The sequence below is a fragment of the Streptomyces sp. NPDC127595 genome, assembly GCF_042671685.1.
Taxonomy (GTDB): Bacteria; Actinomycetota; Actinomycetes; order Streptomycetales; family Streptomycetaceae; genus Streptomyces.
Genome location: NZ_JBHXWK010000001.1, coordinates 717654 through 735658, shown reverse-complemented (window position 1 = coordinate 735658; position 18005 = coordinate 717654). Strand labels below are relative to the sequence as shown.

Below are 18005 nucleotides of genomic sequence, written 5' to 3'. Positions count from 1 at the left end.
AAACATGCAGAACCGACTCGGCCGAGCCGCAACCGGTCGCCATATTAAGGTAAGGATTACCTAACCAGGTAGCCCTCGACGTACCCTTCCCCTCTCCCCGCACGGGGAACCGGACAGCTCAGACCGTTAGAGTTAAGGCCTGCCTAACCTAAGGATGTTGACGTGGAGCCAGGCCGGTGACCCGGGCCGAAAGACTGCGGCCCACCCTCCTCGTGGGCTCGATCGTCGCCGTCCTCGCCCTGCTGTGCCTGCTGTCGCTCGGCCTCGGCGCACTGAGCATCCCGCCGCTCCAGGTCCTCCAGGCAGTTTTCGGTCATGCACCGAGCCAGACCGTCGAGGACGTGATCTGGTCGGTCCGTGTCCCGCGTACCGCGCTCGGTCTGGCCACCGGCGCCGCGCTCGGCGTGTCCGGCGCCCTGATGATGGCCCTGACCCGCAACCCGCTCGCCGACCCCGGGATCCTGGGTGTCAGCGCGGGCGCCTCCTTCGCCATCGTGGTGGCCGTCGCGGTGTTCGGCGTCGGATCGCTCTACGGCTATGTGTGGTTCGCCTTCGCGGGTGCGCTCGTCGCCAGCGTGGTGGTCTTCATGCTGGGCAGGATGGGGCGTTCCGGCGCCACCCCCGTGAAACTCGCGCTCGCGGGGGTCGCCGTGACCTCGCTGCTCTCCTCGCTCACCAGCGCCGTCGTCCTCACCGACCCCGATGCCCTGAACCGCTTCCGCTTCTGGTCGGCCGGCTCGCTCGCCACGCAGGACAGCGGTGTGGCCGAGCGCATCCTGCCCTTCCTCGCCATGGGCGCGGTCCTCGCCATCGCCTCCGCGCCGGCGCTCAACAGCCTTGCCCTGGGCGACGACGTGGCCGCCTCACTGGGACGGCGACTGGGTCTCGTACGACTCCAGGGAGTCACCGCCGTCATGCTGCTGACCGGCGCCTCGGTCGCCGCCATCGGCCCGGTCGTCTTCCTCGGCCTGGTCGTCCCGCACCTCGCGAGGGTCCTCGCCCAGCGTGCCGGGCTCGGCCCCGACCACCGGTGGCTGCTGCCCCTCTCGGCAGCCCTGGCACCCTGCCTGCTGCTCACCGCCGACATCCTGGGACGCGTAGTGGACCGGCCGGTCGAGATCCAGGCCGGCGTGCTCGTCGCGTTCGTCGGCGGCCCGTTCTTCATCGCCCTGGTCCGCCGACGCAAGCTCGCGGAGGTATGAGCGTGTCCGCACCCGTCGCCACCGACTCCGGCGTGCGCCGCCCCCGGACGCCCTGGGACCGCCGGCCTTTCCGGCTCAACGCACCACCCGTGTCCGGGGTGCTGCGCCCGCGGCTGGTCATGGTCTGCCTGGCCCTGACCGTCGCGGTGTTCGCGCTGTTCTGCTGGGGTGTGTCGATCGGCGACTATCCGATCACCCTGCCCGAGGTGGTCAAAGCGCTGGCCGGATCGGGCGATCCGGGGACCGTGATCGTCGTACAGGATCTGCGGCTGCCACGCGCCCTGACCGGTCTGCTGGTCGGTATCGCCTTCGGAATCTCGGGGGCGCTGTTCCAGACCATCACCCGTAATCCGCTGGCCAGTCCGGACATGATCGGCCTTACGGCGGGCGCCGGTACGGCAGTCGTTGCGGGCATCGTGTTCGGCTGGGACGGCGGCCTCGGCACTCAGGGCCTCGGTCTGCTCGGCGCCCTGACCACGGCGCTCGTCGTGTACGCGCTGTCCTGGAAGAACGGGGCCACCGGCTACCGCATCATCCTGGTCGGCATCGGCGTGTCCTGGATCTGCTTCAGCACCACCGACTTCCTGCTCGCCCGGGGCCGGCAGTTCGAGGCGCAGGCCGCCGTCGGCTGGCTGGTCGGCAATCTCAACGGCCGTACGTGGGACCAGGTTTCCACGCTCGCCGTCGCCCTGGTGGTCCTGGTTCCGGTGGCGCTGGGCTGCGGCCGCTGGATGCGCACCCTGCAGCTCGGCGACGACGTGGCCACCGGACTCGGCACCCCCGTGCAGCTTGTCCGGCTGGCCCTGATGCTGACCGGTGTGGGCCTGGTCGCCTTCGGTACGGCGGCGGCGGGACCCGTGGCCTTCGTGGCGCTTGCCGCTCCACAGATCGCCCAGCGGCTGGCCGGTACGGCATGGCCGCCGCCGCTCGCCTCGGGACTGACCGGCGCACTGGTCGTCCTCGGCTCCGATCTCATCGCACGTGAAGCGATCTCCGGCATCGAGTTGCCGGTCGGGATCGTCACCGGCGTCCTCGGCGCGCCGGTGCTGCTCTGGCTGCTCATCCGCGCCAACCGCGCGGGCACAGGAGGCTGACACATGACGACCACCACCCCTGGCCAGGCTCCCAGCCCCGACACCGGCCCGGCGGCCGGCCCCACAGTCGCCCCTTCCCCCTCCCCCGGCCCCGACCTGCGGGCGAGCGGTCTGCATCTGGCGTACGACAGCCGGGTGGTCGTCGAGGACCTCGACCTGGCGCTCCAGCCCGGCCGGATCACCGCCATCGTGGGCGCCAACGCCTGTGGCAAATCAACGCTGTTGCGTGCTCTGGCCCGGCTGTTGCCACCTCGTGCCGGCTCTGTGGAGCTGGACGGCCGGGCGCTGCGTTCCATCCCCAGCCGGGAACTGGCGCAGCAGCTCGGCATCCTGCCGCAGGCCCCGGTGGCGCCGGAGGGGCTGACCGTCATCGACCTGGTGAGCAGGGGCCGTTCACCGCACCAGACCTGGTGGCGGCAGTGGTCCAGGGCCGACGAGCTCGCCGTGCACGGGGCGTTGGAGGCGACCGGTCTGACCGACCTCGCCGACCGCACCGTGGACGAGTTGTCCGGCGGTCAGCGGCAGCGCGCCTGGATCGCCATGGCGGTCGCGCAGGGCACGCCCGTTCTGCTCCTTGACGAGCCCACGACGTATCTGGACCTGGCCCACCAGATCGACGTCCTGGACCTGATCACGGACCTCAACCGGCGCGAGAACCGCACGGTGGTGATGGTGCTGCACGACCTCAACCAGGCCTGCCGGTACGCCGATCACGTCATCGCCATGAAGTCCGGCCGCATCGTCGCCCAGGGGCCGCCGGCCGAGGTGATCACCGCCGCCACGGTCGAGGACGTCTTCGCCTTGCGCTGCCAGGTCACCACCGACCCGGTCAGCGGTACCCCGCTGGTGATTCCGATGGGCCGCCATCACGACGCGGTTCCGGCCGGCACGGACTGACCCGGGCGCGCGCCCGGGCCGGCCCTGCTGTGTGTTCAGGGGCGGGCCGTCAGATAGCCGCCCATGGTGCGGAAGTAGTCGTTCGCAGCGTGCTCGGTGCCGTCCTCGGTGCGCAGCCGGCGGATGACCAGGCCACGGCTCTTTCCGCCACGGGCGTCCGCTCCGGCCACGATGACCACGCCGTCGCCCTCCCGGATGAAGATGCGGCCGGGTGTCCCGCCGTACCGCGCCTCGGACACGGCCGCTGACACGATGCGGATCCGCTCGCCGCGGTGGTGGGTGAAGGCGCTGGGGTAGGGGTCGGACTGGGCGCGCACCAGCCGTTCCAGGTCCTCGGCGGGCCAGGACCAGTTGATCCGGCTGTCCTCGATGGACCGCTTGTGGAAGAAGCTCGCGCGTGTGCGGTCCTGCGGCTGCCAGCGGGCCTCGCCCGCGGCGATCAGGTCCAGGGACTCACGCACGATGGGCGTGATCAGATCCACCGTCCGGTGGAACAGGTCGGTCGCGGTGTCGGCTGCACCCACCGGCACCGAGCGCTGTATCAGCACGTCTCCGGCGTCGAGTTCACCGTTCATCCGGTGCGCGGTGACGCCGACCCGCTCCTCACCGTTGATGAGGGCCCAGATGATCGGCGAGAAGCCCGCGTAGGCGGGCAGTAGCGAGTCGTGGATGTTGAGCGTGCCGTGCGGTGGCAGGTCGAAGATCTCCGGGGGCAGCCAGGTACGCCAGTTGTTGGCCACGATGATGTCCGGGGCCAACTCCCGCAGGGTGTCGAGCAGTTCGGCGTCGTCGGGACGGTTGCGCAGCAGTACGGGAACGTCGTGCTTGGCGGCCAGTTCGGCAACCGAGTCGTCCCAGATCTTCTCGTACGCATGCTCGCTCTTGGGGTGGGTGACGACGAGGACGACCTCGTGATCGGTGCCCAGAAGCGCCTGCAGCGTGCGGTGGCCCCAGGTCTGATAGCCGAACATGACGACCCGCATGGCGGTTCTCTCCTTCGACGTTATTGCAAGGTAAGCCTTACCTTATCTACTATGAGCCGCGCTGAGGGAGGCGATGGAACGGTGAAATCACCGCGCGGTGGGCCGCACGTCATTCACGATGTCCTCGGAATTGGTTTCGGACCGTCAAATCTGGCACTGGCAATAGCCGTTGAAGAGCACAACGCTCAACTCCCGGAGGAACAGCGGCTCAGCGCTCTGTTCCTCGAACGACAACCACGCTTCGGATGGCATCGTGGCATGCTCATCGACGACGCGACCATGCAGGTGTCCTTCCTCAAAGACCTCGTCACAATGCGGAATCCGACGAGCGACTTCAGCTTCCTCTGCTACCTGCGGGAGCGAGGCAGACTGGTGGACTTCCTCAATCAGAAGACTCTCTTCCCCCTCCGGGTCGAGTTCCACGACTACTTCGAGTGGGCCGCCACCCGGGTCGGGCACCTGGTCGACTACTCCTCCGAGGTGCTGTCCGTGGAGCCGGTGCGGGACGCGGACGGTGACATCGCACACCTGGACGTCACCTGCCGCGATGCGGACGACCCGACCCGTACGGTGCTCCACCGGGCGCGCAACATCAGCGTGGCCGTCGGTCTTGAACCCCATCTGCCGCCGGGCACGGAACTGTCCGAACGCATCTGGCACAACAGCCAGTTGATGCCCCGGGTCGCCGAACTCCAGGCCTCGGGCACCCCCTTGCGCAGGGCCGTCGTCCTCGGCGCGGGCCAGAGTGCCGCCGAGGCGGTCGACTACCTCCACCGCGCCTTCCCCGAGGCCGAGATCTGCGCGGTGTTCGCCAAGTACGGCTACACGCCGGCCGACGACAGCCCCTTCGCCAACCGGATCTTCGACCCCGAGGCCGTCGACGTCTACTTCGGGGCTCCGTCCGAGGTGAAGCAGTCACTCGTCGACTACCACCGCTCCACCAACTACTCGGTCGTCGACATGGATCTCATCGAGGCGCTCTACGCGACCGCGTACCGGGAGAAGGTGCACGGCCGCGAGCGGCTGCGCTTCCTCAACGTCTCCCGCATCCGGGACGTGACCAATCTGGGTGAACGCCTCGACGTCACGGTGGAGTTCCTTCCGACCGGCGAGCGGCAGACCCTGGAGGCGGACCTCCTGGTGCACGCCACCGGGTACCGGTCCCAGGGCATCGGCACCCTGTTGGGCGAATCCGCCAAGTTGTGTCTGCGCGACGACGGCGACGCCGTCCGGGTCGGCCGCGACCACCGCGTGGAGGTCGCGCCGGAGGTCACCGCCGGCATCTACCTCCAGGGCGGCACGGAGCACACCCACGGACTGACCTCGACCCTGCTGTCCACCACGGCCGTCCGAGCCGGCGAGATCCACGACTCCCTGGTCGCACGCCTCGGCGTCGGCTGACACCGACTTCCCCTCCATGGCCCCGCGAGAGAGAGGAGGACTACGCGGTGGCCATGGTGAACTGCTCCCAGGTGCCGACGGCCGTACGGTTGGCGATCAGCGGTGACGTCCCGGCGTTGTCCGCGCAGACGTAGAGGTTGTCGGCCTGGGCGCGCAGGGCGACGTTGCCGTTGCCCGCGTCGACGAGGGTGAACTTCTCCCAGGTGCCGACACACGTACGGTTTGGCAACTTCCTGCGACGCGCGAGCCGTTGAGGCGACTCCCGCAACGCGGCGGCCCCGACGACCGGCTTCACGGGTTCAACACACGGAGGCGGTCCGGGAGTGGTGGCACTCCCCGAAACCTGTATACGAAACGACCGGTCAGATGACCTCTGACAACATCGGAGTGTTCATGACAACATTGTCATCGGGGCTGGGGCTGCTGTGGTCGTCGCCGCGACCACCCCCCGCCCGAGGGGCCAAGGAGGCCAAGGCATGACTGTCAGGAGAACGCTCGTCCGGATGGTGGCCGGGCTGGTCGCGGCCGCGACCGTGCTGTTCGGCACCGGGACACCCGCGGCAGCGGCAAGCAGCAAGCGGGTCGTGGTCTATTACCAGACCCAGTACTCCAACGGGTCCTACGTCTCCCCGTTGGGCCTCACCAACAACAACACCGGGGTCACCGACCTGCTGATCGGCGCCTTCCATCTCAACAGCGACCTGTCGGTCCATCTGAACGACAACCCGCCCGGCAACGCGATGTTCAACCAGATGTGGACGGACGTCGCCGCGATGCAGGCGAAGGGCGTGCACGCGATCGGCATGGTCGGCGGGGCCGCCCAGGGCACCTTCCAGCGCCTGGACACCGACTTCGCCACCTACTACCCGCTGTTGAAGAACGTGGTGTCCACCTACCACCTCGACGGCCTGGACCTGGACGTCGAGGAGTACATGTCCCTGGCCGGCGTGGAACGGCTCATCGACCAGCTCCACACCGACTTCGGCGCCGGCTTCATCGTGACCCTGGCGCCCGTCGCCACCGCGCTGAGCGGGGGCGGCAACCTCTCCGGCTTCAACTACGACCAGCTCTATCGCGACCGCGCGAGCTCCATCGCCTGGTTCAACGCCCAGTTCTACTGCGGCTGGGGCTCGCTCAGCTCCACCAGCGGCTACGACGCGATCATCAGCCGCGGTGTGATCCCCGCGGACCGGGTCGTCGCGGGCACCCTCACCAACCCGGCCAACTGCGGCAGCGGTTACGTCGATCCCAGCGTTCTGAACAGCACCCTCGCCACGCTCACCGCCAAGTACCCCTCCTTCGGCGGAGTTTCCGGCTGGGAGTACTTCAACTCGCTGCCCGGCGGCACCAGCGCGCCCTGGCAGTGGGCCGCCTCGGTGAGCGCCGCGATGGCCGGTGGCACAGGCCCCACCAACCTCGCTCTCGGCAAGAGCGCCACGGGCAGCACCTCCTGCAACAGCAACGAGACGCCCGCCAAAGCAGTCAACGGCACGGTGAGCGGCGGGAACAGCGACAAGTTCTGCTCCCTCACCTCCCCGTCGCAGCTCACCGTCGACCTCGGCGCCGCACACACCCTCACCGGCCTCGAGATCGACCACGCCGGCGCGGGCGGCGAGGCCGCGACCTACAACACCCGGGCGTACACCGTTCAGGTCTCCACCAACGCAACGACCTGGACCACCGTCGCCCAGGCCACCGCCAACACCGCCGGCGTCACCACACACACCCTCACCGGCACCTCCGCCCGCTACGTCCGGCTGAACGTCACCACCCCCACCCAGACGACCGACCCCGCCACCCGCATCTACGAGTTCAAGGTCTTCGGCTGATACGAGTCCAAGGCCCCGGCTGACGAGCAGCCGCTCACCCCGGTGTGCCACAGCGGTAGGGCCCGGGAGCGGACCGGGCCCGACCGCCGCCCCGGGGCATGCCCGGCGCGTAGCAGCCCCGGGCCGTTCAAGGCTCGGCTGCGTACCGAGCTCCCCCACTCCCTGTAGAGGCACCCCCGGCCGCGTCCGTCATCGGCCGCCCGCCGGCATGCCTCCAGGAGATCACCGGAATCCGGTGAGGACCGCTCACCTGTCCCACGGCAAGTCTGTGGCGTGGCAGGGCACTTGTGGTCGCGGCCCACGCTCGGCCGCAGTCGAAAGGTGATCGTCATGGCTCCTCGCGGTGTACATCGGCGAGGCGGTCGTGCCGGCCTACGGCGCCCAGCCGCCCGATCGTCGACGAGCGAGATCCACTTTGCTGCGGATCCCCGGCTCGGACAGGTCGGACCCGTACGTCATGCACCCGTGTGCGTCACCACCGCCCGAAGGGAAGCACCATGTCCTCGACGAACCGCCGCTCGTTCCTCGCACGCGGCGCCGCGCTGGCTGCCGTCCCCACCGTCGCCGCGCTGGCCGACGGCGCCCTGGCCGGCCAGGCATCGGCCGCCACTCTTCCCGACTACGCGCCGATCCCACCGTCCGCGCTCGGTCCCGCCGTCAACGCGCAGGGCTACTACGTCGGGCGGATCGAGAAGAACCTGTACTGGGTGACCGACAGCACCTACCAGGCGGCGTTCCTGACGACCCGTGAAGGTGTCGTGCTGTTCGACGCGCCCCCGTCCATCGGGCACAACCTCCAGCGCGCCATCGACGAGATCGCTTCAGCCAACGGCGTCCCCAACAAGGTGACCCACCTGGTCTACTCCCACCACCATGCCGACCATCTCGGAGCGTCGTCGCTGTTCGGCCGAAACGTGGTCCGGGTCGGCCACAGCGAGACCAAGAAGCTCCTGGCCCGCGACAACGACCCGGCCCGGCCGGTTCCGGACGTCACCTTCGACAAGCGCCACACGCTGCGCGTCGGCGGGGAGCGCATCGAGCTGGCCTGGCACGGCACCAACCACACCCCCGACAACGTCTACATCCACCTGCCCGAGCGCAACACCCTCATGCTCGTCGACGTCCTGCTGCCCGGCTGGGTCCCCTTCGACAGCTTCAATCTCAACGAGGACGTCCCCGGCACCATCGCCGCCTCCGACAAGGCCCTGAGCTACCCGTGGAAGCACTTCGTCGGCGGCCACATCGGCAGACTCGGCACCCGCCACGACATGGTCGTGCACCAGCAGTACGTTGACGACATCATCGACAACGTCAAGAAGGCGTTCACGGCTGTCGACCCCACGCCGTACTTCGCGAAGTACGGGAACAACGTGTGGGCCGCGGTCAAGGCGTACCAGGCCGCCCAGGTCGCCTACGCCTCCGAGCCGGTCATCAGGAAATACACCGGCGTCCTCGCCGCCGCCGACGTCTACACGGCCAGTACGACGTTCCTCATCCTCGAATCACTCCGCCTCGACCTCGGTGTGGACTCGCAGGTCCACCCCTGATCGCACCGGAGCGGGCCTCGGCGCAGCGCTCAACGGGTGGGCGGCGATCGGGAGTTGCCTGCCGACTGGCCCGCTCCGCCCGGGGGCGGGCCAGTGAGGTCGTTCGCCTCACCCCCCCCGGTCCGGCCCACGACGAGCTCGTAGAAGATCGGCTCGCCGGTCGTCGTCACCCGGTGCCGGAACCGGCTTCGTTCCAGCACGACAAGAGTTCCGCCGGCCACCAGCCTCTCGACGGCGGCACCGAACCCGTCCGGGTCCGATTCGTCCATCCACCGCTCATCGATCGTGAAGACCACGGGAGCGCCGGACGGCAGGACCGCGAGTGCGTAGTCCAGCGCCCGCGGTGTGGCATGCGTGCCGCCGAACGCTCCGGCCGACACCAGCCCCCCGAGCGCGTACGGGCTTAGTGCCTCACGGAGTTCGTCGCCGCGCGAGAAGTCGCCGACCACGTAGTCGGCGTAGACGCCCGGCCGGTCCCGCAGACTCGCCGCGCGCGCTGCCGCCAGCGAGTCGACCCCGACGACCTGGGCCACGCCACCGCGACGCACCAGTTCGCCGACCAGTCCCGTGCCGGCGCCGACGTCGAGGACCGTCATCGAGCCCGGCTCCAAACCGAGGGTCGCGGCCGCGCGCAGGAAGCCCTCGGCCGCGACCTGCGGCGATCTGCACTTTAGCCGGTCCTGGACGACATGCTCATAGAGGCCCGGCACGGCATAGATCCGCGTGTACTCATGCAAGTGAACTGTCTCGTGCTCGCTCAGCGCGACGTACTCTCCGTCGGTAGCCGGCGGCCCGAGCAGACGGACGCCCGCAAACACATCTGCCATGTCCGCGAGCCTAAGCGAACGGGTTGGTGTGCTGCCACGCAGTCAGGCGGCGGGAAAGTGCCCCCTCAGCTCCGCACGAGCCGTGTCGTCGAGTACGAAGCCGGCGGCGGCGATGTTCTCGGCCAGGTGCGCGCGTGTGCGGGTTCCGGGGATGAGAAGCACGTTCGGGGCGAGGTCGAGCAACCAGCCGAGGGCGATCTGCGCCGGGGCGACCCCCAGTCGGCCGGCCGACGCCGTGACGGCAGGATGGCCGAGGATCCGGTGCCGCACCTCACCGGGCCACCCCAGCGGGCAGAACGGAACGAAGGCGATGTTCCGTTCCGCGCATTCGATGAGTACGTCCATGGACTGCTGGTCCGCCAGGTTGAAGAGGTTCTGCACACAGACGATCTCCGTCTGCGCGACGGCTCTCAGCAGTTGGCGCCGGGAGACATTGCTGAGGCCGACGCCCTCGATGAGCCCCTCGTCGCGGGCCTTGACCAGCGCCGCCAGTTGGGCGTCGAACTGGCCCTCCGGTGCCTCGGACGGGTCCATCACGCGCAGGTTGACAGCCGCCAGACTGCTCACACCGAGCGTGGCCAGGTTCTCCTCGATGCTCTGGCGGAGCTGGTGCGGCTCGTCGAAGCGCAGCAACGAGCCGTCGGCGCCGTGCCGGGCGGCCACCTTGCTCACGATGGCCAGGCCGTCCGGGTAGGGGTGCAGCGCCTCTCGGATCAGCTCGTTCACCGTGCCCGCTCCGTAGAACTGCGCGGTGTCGATGTGGTCCACCCCGGCGTCGGCCGCGGCCCGCAGCACCCGCAGTGCCTCGTCGCGATCGCGCGGGGGTCCGAAGACCCCGTCGCCGGCGAGTTGCATCGCGCCGTAGCCGGTCCGGTGCACCCGTCGCGGGCCGAGCGGAAAGGTCCCGCCGAGATCCCGTCCGCCTTCTCTCACGCCGTCTCCCGTCGGCTCGTACGGTGGATGATCTTCATACGCCCTTCGGCGCATGCTCAGGATCGCCGCCGCGAAGGTGACTGGTCGTCGCCGGGATGCGGTGATTCGCGTCGGCTACGCTGACGGCGTGCCCCAAGGACATGGCGCCAGGCCCGACCTGCCGGCCACAGCGGGCTCGGGCCGCGCACCGGGACGGAGCCGGCCCGGTCTCATCGACCGCCGCGACCTGATCGCCGCCCTGGACCGCGCGGCGGAGAAGCGGGTGACGATGATCTCCGCGCCCGCCGGCAGCGGAAAGACGTCACTGCTGCGCGCCTGGGCCGACCGGCCGCGACAGGACCGCCGTATCGCGTTCCTGTCCGTACGGCCCGGCCAGCAGGACGCGCAACTGTTCTGGCTCGCCCTGCTGGACGCGGTCCGCGCCGTGGCCGGCACCGACGGCGCCGGCCAGCCGCCGCCCGTGACCCCCGGCTTCAACGGCGGCGCCATGGTGGACAAGGTCCTGTCCGAGATCACGGCATCCGGCGGAACCTTCTACCTCGTCATCGACGACCTGCACGAACTCAGCTCCGCCGAGGCCGTCGAGCAGCTCACGACCCTGCTGACGAACCTCCCCGACGGCGTCCACGCGATCGTGGCCACCCGCCACGACCCGCCGCTGCACCTGCACAAGCTTCGGCTGAGCGGCGAACTGGCCGAGATCCGCGCCGCGCAACTGCGCTTCACCGAGACCGAGACCCGTGACCTCCTCACCGCCTGCGGTGTAGCAATGCCCGACCATGTGTCCGGCAGGCTGCACCAGCGTGCCGAGGGCTGGGCGGCCGGGCTGCGGCTCGCCGTGCTCTCGCTGACCGGGCACCCGGATCCCGAACGGTTCGTCGCCGAGTTCTCCGGCAGTCACCGTACGGTCGCCGAGTACCTGATGGCCGAGATGCTGGAGCGGCAACCGGCCGACGTGCAACGGCTGCTGCTGCGCACCTCCCTGCCCGACCGGATCAACGGCGAACTGGCCGATCTGCTCACCGGCGCGACCGGGTCCGAACGCATCCTGCTGGACCTGGAGGAAGCCAACGCGTTCGTCGTGTCGCTCGATCCCGGCCGCACCTGGTTCCGCTACCACCGCCTGTTCGCCGACCTGCTCCGGCTGGAACTGCGCCGCACCTTCCCGCAAGCCGTCCCGGAACTGCACCGGCTGGCCGCCCGCTGGTTCGCCGAACACGCCCAAGCAGCCGATGCCGTACGGCACTTGCAGGCCGCCGGCGACTGGAGCGAGGCGGCCCGCCTGCTCACCGACCACGCCGTCAGCCTCACGCTCGACGGGCAGGGTGGCACGGTGGTGGCCCTGCTGCGCTCCTTCCCGGCCCGCGCCAGCGAGGAACACCCGGAGCTGGCCCTGGTGCACGCCAACGCCGACCTGTACCAGTACCGCCTGGAGGAGGCCCAGGCGCACCTCGAGATCGCCAGGTCGTACGCCGCCTCGGCACCGCCCGACCGCCGGCCTCGGCTGCGGACGGCGATCACGTCTCTGGATCTGCTACTGGCCCGGCTGCGGGGGCACTTCGACGCGGTTTTCGAGCAGGCCGACGCGCTGCCCTCCCCCGCCGCCGGCCAGTCCAACGCCGAGATCGCGCTCGCCGGCGACCTGCGAGCCCTCGTACTTCTGAATCTGGGCGTCACCGAGGCCTGGTCACTGCGGCTCGCCGACAGTGAGCGGCATCTTCTGGAGGGCGCGGCGCTCGCCCGCGACATCGGCCGCCCCTACCTGGAGGTCGCCTGCCGTGCCCACCTGGGATTCGCCTCAGGCAGCCACTCCTTCGCCCTGGTCAGGCAGCGCTGCGAGGAGGCCGTGGCGCTGGCCGCGCGGTACGGCTGGGAGGCCGAGCCGGTGATCGCGCCCGCGCAGGCGTGCCTGGCCGGGACGCTGATCTTCACGGGCGAGTTCGGCCAGGGCGAGCAGTGGCTGAACCGCGCACGGGACGCCACCCGGTCCGAGGGCGAACCCGGCGTCCGGCTGCTGGTGCGGCTGATCTCCGCGATGCTTCCGGCGGCGCGCGGCCAACACCGCGAGGCACTGGCCGAGTTGACGGCCGCCGAGCAGGTGCAGGCGCACATGGCGGGCCGGCACGGACTGTCGTACCAGGTCACGGCCTGGACGATGGCCGCCCAGGCCCGCCTCGGGATGGTCGACCAGGCGCGGGCGAAACTCGCCGCCCTCGACGACCGGCAGGCCGCCACCGGTGAAGTCCGCACCGCGGCCGCGGTGATCCGCCTCGCCGAGCACGACCCCGCCGGCGCCCGCCGCGAGCTCCGGTCGGTCCTGGACGGCACCGCCCCCGTCAACTCCTTCCTCACCCCGATCGAGGCCCGGCTGCTGGACGCGTTCGCCTGCCGCGACCTGGGCGACGACCATGCTGCGAGGGCGGCCGTCGAAGAGGCACTGAGCCTCGCCGAGCCGGACCGGTTGATCCTGCCGTTCGCGATGACCGGCGCCGGGGAACTGCTTGTGAGCGTGCACCACAGGACGTCGCACGCCGCGCTGGTCGCCGACATCCTCGACGCCGTCCGCGGCGACGCCCCGGCCGGTACCGACCGGTCGGCTCCGAGGCCTGCCGAGGAGCTCAGCCCCAGCGAGCTGCGCGTCCTGCGCTACCTGCCGACGAACCTCACCCGGCCCGAGATCGCCGCCGAACTGTCGGTCTCGCTCAACACCGTCAACACCCACATCCGACGGATCTACGCCAAGCTCGGCGCCGGGGACCGATCCTCGGCGGTGCAGCGCGGCCGTGAGCTGCGGCTGCTGTCCAACGGCCGTACCTGAGCCTCGTACGATCACCGGATTCCGGTGACGCGGATTCACCTGACCGCTGACGACCATGAGCGCATGGGTGATGACCCCGTCCAGTATCAGATCCGGGTGAACGGCCACCTCGGGCCCACTCTGCTGACGGCGTTCCCGGCGTTCGTGCCGGAGCAGCAGGGCACCGAAACCGTGCTCACCGGGCTGCTGCCGGACGCCGCGGCGCTCTTCGGCGTCCTCTCCGAGATCGAGTCCCTGGGCCTTGATCTCCTCGAGGTCCGCAGAGTCCTGCCCCGGCTCCGACTCGACCCCTCGGACCGGCCCGGGCGAGCAGAGTGCGCGCCCCCACTGAAGGGAGACGCTCCGTGAGCACCGAGCAACAGGATTCCCTCGACGTGATCCTGCGTCAGTCCGCCCTCCCGGTCGACAGCGATGTAAGCGAACAGCGGCGGCTGCTGCGCGAGTTGACATCGCAGCCGCTGCCCGCCGATGTGACCGTGAAGCCGACGACACTGGGTGGTGTCCCCACCGCCGAGATCACGGTCGAAGGCGTCGAACCCCGGCACGTCGTCCTCTACTTCCATGGCGGCGTCTACGTCCTGGGGGACGCCTTCAGCTCCGCCGGCCTGGCCGCGCAGGTCGGCCGGCGGACCAGTGCCAAGGTCTTCTCCGTCGACTACCGGCTCGCCCCCGAACATCCGTATCCGGCGGCGGTGGACGACGCGTCGGCAGCCTACGAAGCCCTCCTGCACGACGGCGTCGCCGCCTCGGACATCGTCTTCGCGGGCGACTCCGCGGGCGGCGGACTCGCCGTCGCCACTCTGGTCAACGCCCGCGATCACGGGCTGCCCCTGCCGGCCGCGGCCTACGTCATGTCGCCGTATGCCGACCTCACCCTGGCCGGGACCACCATCGAGACCAAGCGAGGGGCCGACCCGCTGCTCAGCCGGGAGCTCCTCGAACCCCGAGTCGCCGACTACACGGCGGGACAGGACCCGGCGCTCGGCCTGATCAGCCCCGTCTTCGCGGATCTGTCCCGGCTGCCGCCCCTCATCATCCAGGTCGGAACGCACGAGGTCCTCCTCGACGACGCCGTACGCCTGGCGCAGCGAGCCGCCGCCGCGGACGTCGAGGTCACCCTGGAGGTCACCCCTCGGGTGCCGCACGTCTTCCAGGCCTACGGTCCGCTCCTCGACGAATCGGCCGCCGCGCTGGACAGGGCCGGACATTTCCTGGCCGCGCGGCTCGGCGGTGCGGAACGCGGCACCGGACAGCGGGAGGTGAGGTGACGCTCGCCGACCGACGCGACCACCGGGCTCAACCGCCCGCACCACAAAAAGGATCGCCATGTCCGACGTACCCCCGACTGCCGATGTGGTCGTCGGCGGCGGATGTTCGGCCGGTGCGGTCCTCGCGGCCCGCCTCAGCCAGGACCCCGCGCGAACGGTCCTGCTGCTGGGGGCCGGACGTGTCCATGCCGCCGACGCCTATCCGCCCGCCCTGGAAGCAACCCGCCTCCAGGCTCGGGCGGTTTCAGGCCGTCGGAACGCGAAGTGCTGGTCCCCCTCCTGGAACGGGGCGGCGGCGCACCCTTGTTCAGGGTGCGCCGTCCTGCTTCCGCTGCCCGGCCGCCGCGCCTGCGGTCAGCTGATGTTCCCGGTGAAGGAGTGCTGCCGACCGATGCCGAGACCGGATGCCCCCAGCACCTTGGAGAGGTCCGGCCGTCGCTTGATCGAGAGTTTCCGGTACACACGGGTGAGGTGCTGTTCGACCGTGCTCACCGTCACGTACAGCTCGGCGGCTATTTGTCGGTTCGACTTGCCTCCGGCGGCCAGGGTGGCCACCTTCCACTCCGCCTCCGACAGGATCTCTGCGTCCGTCTCGACTGCGCTCCCTCCATCGGCGGGCCCCTTGCTTAGCGGGGACACGGACCATCGAACGGGTCGACAGAGCGCGACTTCAGCCCTCTCGCGAGACAGGCCGCACTCGTCGGTCAGGCGCAGCGCCTCTTGCCACCGGGCGCGCGCCGGCTGCGTGTCGCCGGCCTCCATGTGGAACTGACTGAGATCGGCGAGTGAGCCCGCCAGCGAGAGGCGGCCGCCGCACGCGCGCAGGGTCTGCACGGACTCCTCCAGCCACGCTCGCCGTCGTTCGGGTTCGTCGACGGCGGCGAGGGTGCACAGCGCGCGCCCCCGGGGAAGGCTGGGGCGGCTGCTGAGGAGGGAGAGCTCCGTGGTGACCAGCTGCCGGGCCAACTGCGGCGCCCCCATGGCCAGATGCGCCTCCGCGGCGCTGCTGCGCCAGCCGATCAGGTCGAGGGGCGTTCCTCGCTGCCCGGCGGTCAGCGAGGAACACGCGGTGAAGTCGCTCAACGCCGCGTCCGGACGGCCGGTGGCCAGAAAGTGATGTCCGCGCGACATCAGATACGCCGCACCGAAGTATGATTTCATCATTTCATATGGGACCGGATATTCCAGGTAACGAGCGGCTTCGTCCGTTTCACCCAGAAAGGTATGGGCGGTGATCAGCGCGGACAGCGGAGCGCCGATGGCGACCCCCCAGCTATGCAGGGGAAGCAATTCCAACGCGGCGACGCCCAGTCGCACCGCCGCCCGCAGGTCCCCCTGAAGCATCCGCACATGTGATTGCAGGCCGGTCAGAAATGCCCGACGTCCCGGCGATTCGGCTGCGGGCAACCGATTCAGTAACTCCCCGCACAGGCGGTCGGTGTCCAGCAGATGCCCGTGCTGGAGGAGTTCCAGCAGATATATGACATTGCGATCCCAGAACCGCGACAGATTCGGAGCGGTCGGCCCTCGCCGAATACAGGTGCCTATCCCCTCGCCGTCCGTCGGCGAAGAGCACAGCGAAGGCCGCTCACGCGAGGTGATATCGATCCAGGTACTGCCGAAGGGCGGGGTTACGGACTTTCCCAGCTGAGCCGCCGGCGTGACATCCGAGCGGGTCGGGTCCACCGGAGATGCCGGGAGAGCGTCGAGCAGTTCCGGCCGGAGGTACCCGACGAGGAACGCCAGGTCCCGGGTCCGTTCCCCGCCCTGGGCGGACGGGGGGAGCTTTTCCAGACTGCGGATGGCCTCCTCGGCCTCCTCGTGGCGCCCGAACCAGAGCAGCAAGGGGATGAGGAGCCGCAGCCCGTGCTCCTTGAGCAGCCCCGCGGACATGGCGGCCAGCAGCAACTCGGCGTCCTGCCTGGCCGCAGCGGGGTTGACGTGCCAGAGAGCGTCGACCAGGTCGGTGGAGACGTCCGCCCGGGTCTGCTCGTCCAGTTCGGCCCGGTCGGCCAGCCGCAGACAGCTGAGCGCCTCCTCCGCCTGGCCGCGCGACAGCCGCTCGCGTGCCGCGGACAGCAGGATCGACACCTCCACCTCGTCCGGTACGCGGTCCGCGGCGATGAGATGCCCGGCGAGCGTGCGGAACGACGCCCCGTCGGCCCGCAGTGTCGCGACCGCACGCCGGTGGAGGGAGGAGCGCTCGACACGGTCCGCCCCTTCCAGTACCGCGGTACGGATGCCGGGATGCCGGAACGCGCCGTCCCGGAGAAAGCCCGCACGGTTGAGCTCCTCGATCTGGTGCGCGACCTCGTCGGCCTCACGCCGTAACAGCCGGGCCACCTGCGCGGAGGTGCCGCCGTCGCCGAGCACGGCCAGGGCCAGGGCGCAGTCCCAGAGCGCGGGGTGACGTGCGAGGCCGGCCCGGTAGGCCGCCCGCAGGGCGCCCCCGACCGGACCCGGCGACGCCTCGGGCGGCACACCGTCCGTACGGAGATCCTGGAGGAGCCCGGCGACGAGCCTGGGGTTGCCCCCGCTGATCCGGTGCGCGGAGCAGGCCAGAGCGGCGGCCGCCTCCGCACCGACCTCCCCCTCCAGCAACATCCGGATGTCGGGATCCGACAGGGCGCTCGCCTCGACCGTCCGGCAGTCGGGTAGCCCCAGGAGGCCCGGACTGTGGACCCCGCTCTCCCAGAAATCCCGGGTACAGGAGAAGACCACGACGATGCCGACGTCCCGGGCGCGCCGGGCGATGTGGAGAAGGCTGGCCCGCGAGGCCCGATCCGCGTTGTGCATGTCGTCCACGACGATCGCCGGCCGCGCAAGCCGCGCCGTGCCGGTCAGCGTGGCGACGAACCCGTGCAGACAGCGGATTCTCGCGGCGGCGCTCGCGGCGGGTGCGGTCAGGCGGTCCATGAGCTGCCGCAGGGTCCCTTGTAGCGGGTCGGGTATTCCGGGAGTCTGCGTGAGCTGCTCGATCGTGCTGCCAAGTACTTCACGTTCGTTGTGAAATCCAGTGGCTGCCAGGTAAAGTGACCCCGAAGCGGTCCAGTGTGTTCGGAGACTGCGCAATGCCGAGGTCTTCCCGGTTCCTGGTCCTCCGTGGAGAATGATGACGCCACCCTCGGACTGTTCATCTCCCGCCAGTAATTCATCAAGCGTTTTTGCATGCGGATTGTAACTGCACGAATCCACGATACCGCCTA

Annotated in this window: 14 protein-coding genes; 9 read left to right on the top strand and 5 right to left on the bottom strand. The window is 69.9% G+C overall.

The window, feature by feature from the left end:
- Window positions 1–176 precede the first annotated feature (176 nt).
- The 3 genes from ACFVKT_RS03125 to ACFVKT_RS03115 are packed head-to-tail and all read left to right on the top strand — an operon-like array spanning window position 177 to window position 3193.
- Window positions 177–1202 (top strand): FecCD family ABC transporter permease, encoded by a 1026-nt coding sequence (locus ACFVKT_RS03125; protein ID WP_385726947.1) that lies wholly within the window; start codon window positions 177–179, stop codon window positions 1200–1202.
- Entirely contained in the window at window positions 1199–2296 is a 1098-nt protein-coding gene (locus ACFVKT_RS03120; protein ID WP_385726945.1) for a FecCD family ABC transporter permease, read from the top strand. Before ACFVKT_RS03125 ends, ACFVKT_RS03120 begins: the two co-directional genes overlap by 4 nt.
- Window positions 2297–2299: 3 nt before the next feature.
- The gene (locus ACFVKT_RS03115; protein WP_385726943.1) at window positions 2300–3193 is read left to right on the top strand and encodes an ABC transporter ATP-binding protein; all 894 of its coding nucleotides are present in this window, start codon (window positions 2300–2302) and stop codon (window positions 3191–3193) included.
- Window positions 3194–3228: 35 nt separating this feature from the next.
- Here ACFVKT_RS03115 and ACFVKT_RS03110 read toward each other — a convergent pair whose 3' ends face one another.
- On the bottom strand, window positions 3229–4176 hold the full coding sequence (locus tag ACFVKT_RS03110; RefSeq protein ID WP_385726941.1) for a methionyl-tRNA formyltransferase: 948 nt from the start codon (window positions 4174–4176) through the stop codon (window positions 3229–3231).
- Between the two features lie 51 nt (window positions 4177–4227).
- On the opposite strand from ACFVKT_RS03110, the gene ACFVKT_RS03105 reads away from it, so the two are divergent.
- Complete coding sequence (locus tag ACFVKT_RS03105; protein WP_385726939.1) at window positions 4228–5577, top strand: lysine N(6)-hydroxylase/L-ornithine N(5)-oxygenase family protein; 1350 nt, start codon at window positions 4228–4230, stop codon at window positions 5575–5577.
- A 40-nt stretch (window positions 5578–5617) separates the two neighbouring features.
- Here ACFVKT_RS03105 and ACFVKT_RS03100 read toward each other — a convergent pair whose 3' ends face one another.
- Window positions 5618–5872, bottom strand: coding sequence for a hypothetical protein (locus tag ACFVKT_RS03100; RefSeq protein WP_385726937.1), 255 nt, complete (start codon window positions 5870–5872; stop codon window positions 5618–5620).
- 181 nt (window positions 5873–6053) lie between these two features.
- Here ACFVKT_RS03100 and ACFVKT_RS03095 point away from each other — a divergent pair, with 181 nt between their 5' ends.
- Together ACFVKT_RS03095 and ACFVKT_RS03090 are read left to right on the top strand one after the other, a co-directional pair.
- Entirely contained in the window at window positions 6054–7406 is a 1353-nt protein-coding gene (locus tag ACFVKT_RS03095) for a discoidin domain-containing protein (protein WP_385726935.1), read from the top strand.
- 497 nt (window positions 7407–7903) lie between these two features.
- Complete coding sequence (locus ACFVKT_RS03090) at window positions 7904–8953, top strand: MBL fold metallo-hydrolase (protein ID WP_385726933.1); 1050 nt, start codon at window positions 7904–7906, stop codon at window positions 8951–8953.
- A 29-nt stretch (window positions 8954–8982) separates the two neighbouring features.
- On the opposite strand, the gene ACFVKT_RS03085 is transcribed toward ACFVKT_RS03090, so the two are convergent.
- Together ACFVKT_RS03085 and ACFVKT_RS03080 are read right to left on the bottom strand one after the other, a co-directional pair.
- Complete coding sequence (locus ACFVKT_RS03085) at window positions 8983–9780, bottom strand: hypothetical protein (protein ID WP_385726931.1); 798 nt, start codon at window positions 9778–9780, stop codon at window positions 8983–8985.
- Between the two features lie 42 nt (window positions 9781–9822).
- Window positions 9823–10713: an oxidoreductase gene (locus ACFVKT_RS03080; protein ID WP_385726929.1), complete on the bottom strand. Its 891-nt coding sequence runs from the start codon at window positions 10711–10713 to the stop codon at window positions 9823–9825.
- Window positions 10714–10840: 127 nt separating this feature from the next.
- Between ACFVKT_RS03080 and ACFVKT_RS03075 the strand changes: the two genes are divergently transcribed.
- From ACFVKT_RS03075 to ACFVKT_RS03065, 3 genes are all read left to right on the top strand, one after another.
- Window positions 10841–13531 (top strand): LuxR C-terminal-related transcriptional regulator, encoded by a 2691-nt coding sequence (locus tag ACFVKT_RS03075; protein WP_385726927.1) that lies wholly within the window; start codon window positions 10841–10843, stop codon window positions 13529–13531.
- Window positions 13532–13594: 63 nt separating this feature from the next.
- The gene (locus tag ACFVKT_RS03070) at window positions 13595–13879 is read left to right on the top strand and encodes a hypothetical protein (protein WP_385726925.1); all 285 of its coding nucleotides are present in this window, start codon (window positions 13595–13597) and stop codon (window positions 13877–13879) included.
- Window positions 13876–14799 (top strand): alpha/beta hydrolase, encoded by a 924-nt coding sequence (locus ACFVKT_RS03065; protein ID WP_385726923.1) that lies wholly within the window; start codon window positions 13876–13878, stop codon window positions 14797–14799. Before ACFVKT_RS03070 ends, ACFVKT_RS03065 begins: the two co-directional genes overlap by 4 nt.
- Before the next feature lie 354 nt (window positions 14800–15153).
- Here the strand turns inward: ACFVKT_RS03065 and ACFVKT_RS03060 are convergent, their stop codons facing one another.
- Window positions 15154–17994, bottom strand: coding sequence for an AAA family ATPase (locus tag ACFVKT_RS03060; RefSeq protein WP_385726921.1), 2841 nt, complete (start codon window positions 17992–17994; stop codon window positions 15154–15156).
- Between the last annotated feature and the right edge of the window lie 11 nt (window positions 17995–18005).

Coding starts and splice junctions, on each gene's coding strand:
- ACFVKT_RS03120 (WP_385726945.1), top strand. CDS start 1,199: ATGAGCGTGTCCGCACCCGTCGCCACCGACTCCGGCGTGCGCCGCCCC.
- ACFVKT_RS03115 (WP_385726943.1), top strand. CDS start 2,300: ATGACGACCACCACCCCTGGCCAGGCTCCCAGCCCCGACACCGGCCCG.
- ACFVKT_RS03110 (WP_385726941.1), bottom strand. CDS start 4,176: ATGCGGGTCGTCATGTTCGGCTATCAGACCTGGGGCCACCGCACGCTG.
- ACFVKT_RS03105 (WP_385726939.1), top strand. CDS start 4,228: ATGAGCCGCGCTGAGGGAGGCGATGGAACGGTGAAATCACCGCGCGGT.
- ACFVKT_RS03095 (WP_385726935.1), top strand. CDS start 6,054: ATGACTGTCAGGAGAACGCTCGTCCGGATGGTGGCCGGGCTGGTCGCG.
- ACFVKT_RS03090 (WP_385726933.1), top strand. CDS start 7,904: ATGTCCTCGACGAACCGCCGCTCGTTCCTCGCACGCGGCGCCGCGCTG.
- ACFVKT_RS03085 (WP_385726931.1), bottom strand. CDS start 9,780: ATGGCAGATGTGTTTGCGGGCGTCCGTCTGCTCGGGCCGCCGGCTACC.
- ACFVKT_RS03070 (WP_385726925.1), top strand. CDS start 13,595: ATGGGTGATGACCCCGTCCAGTATCAGATCCGGGTGAACGGCCACCTC.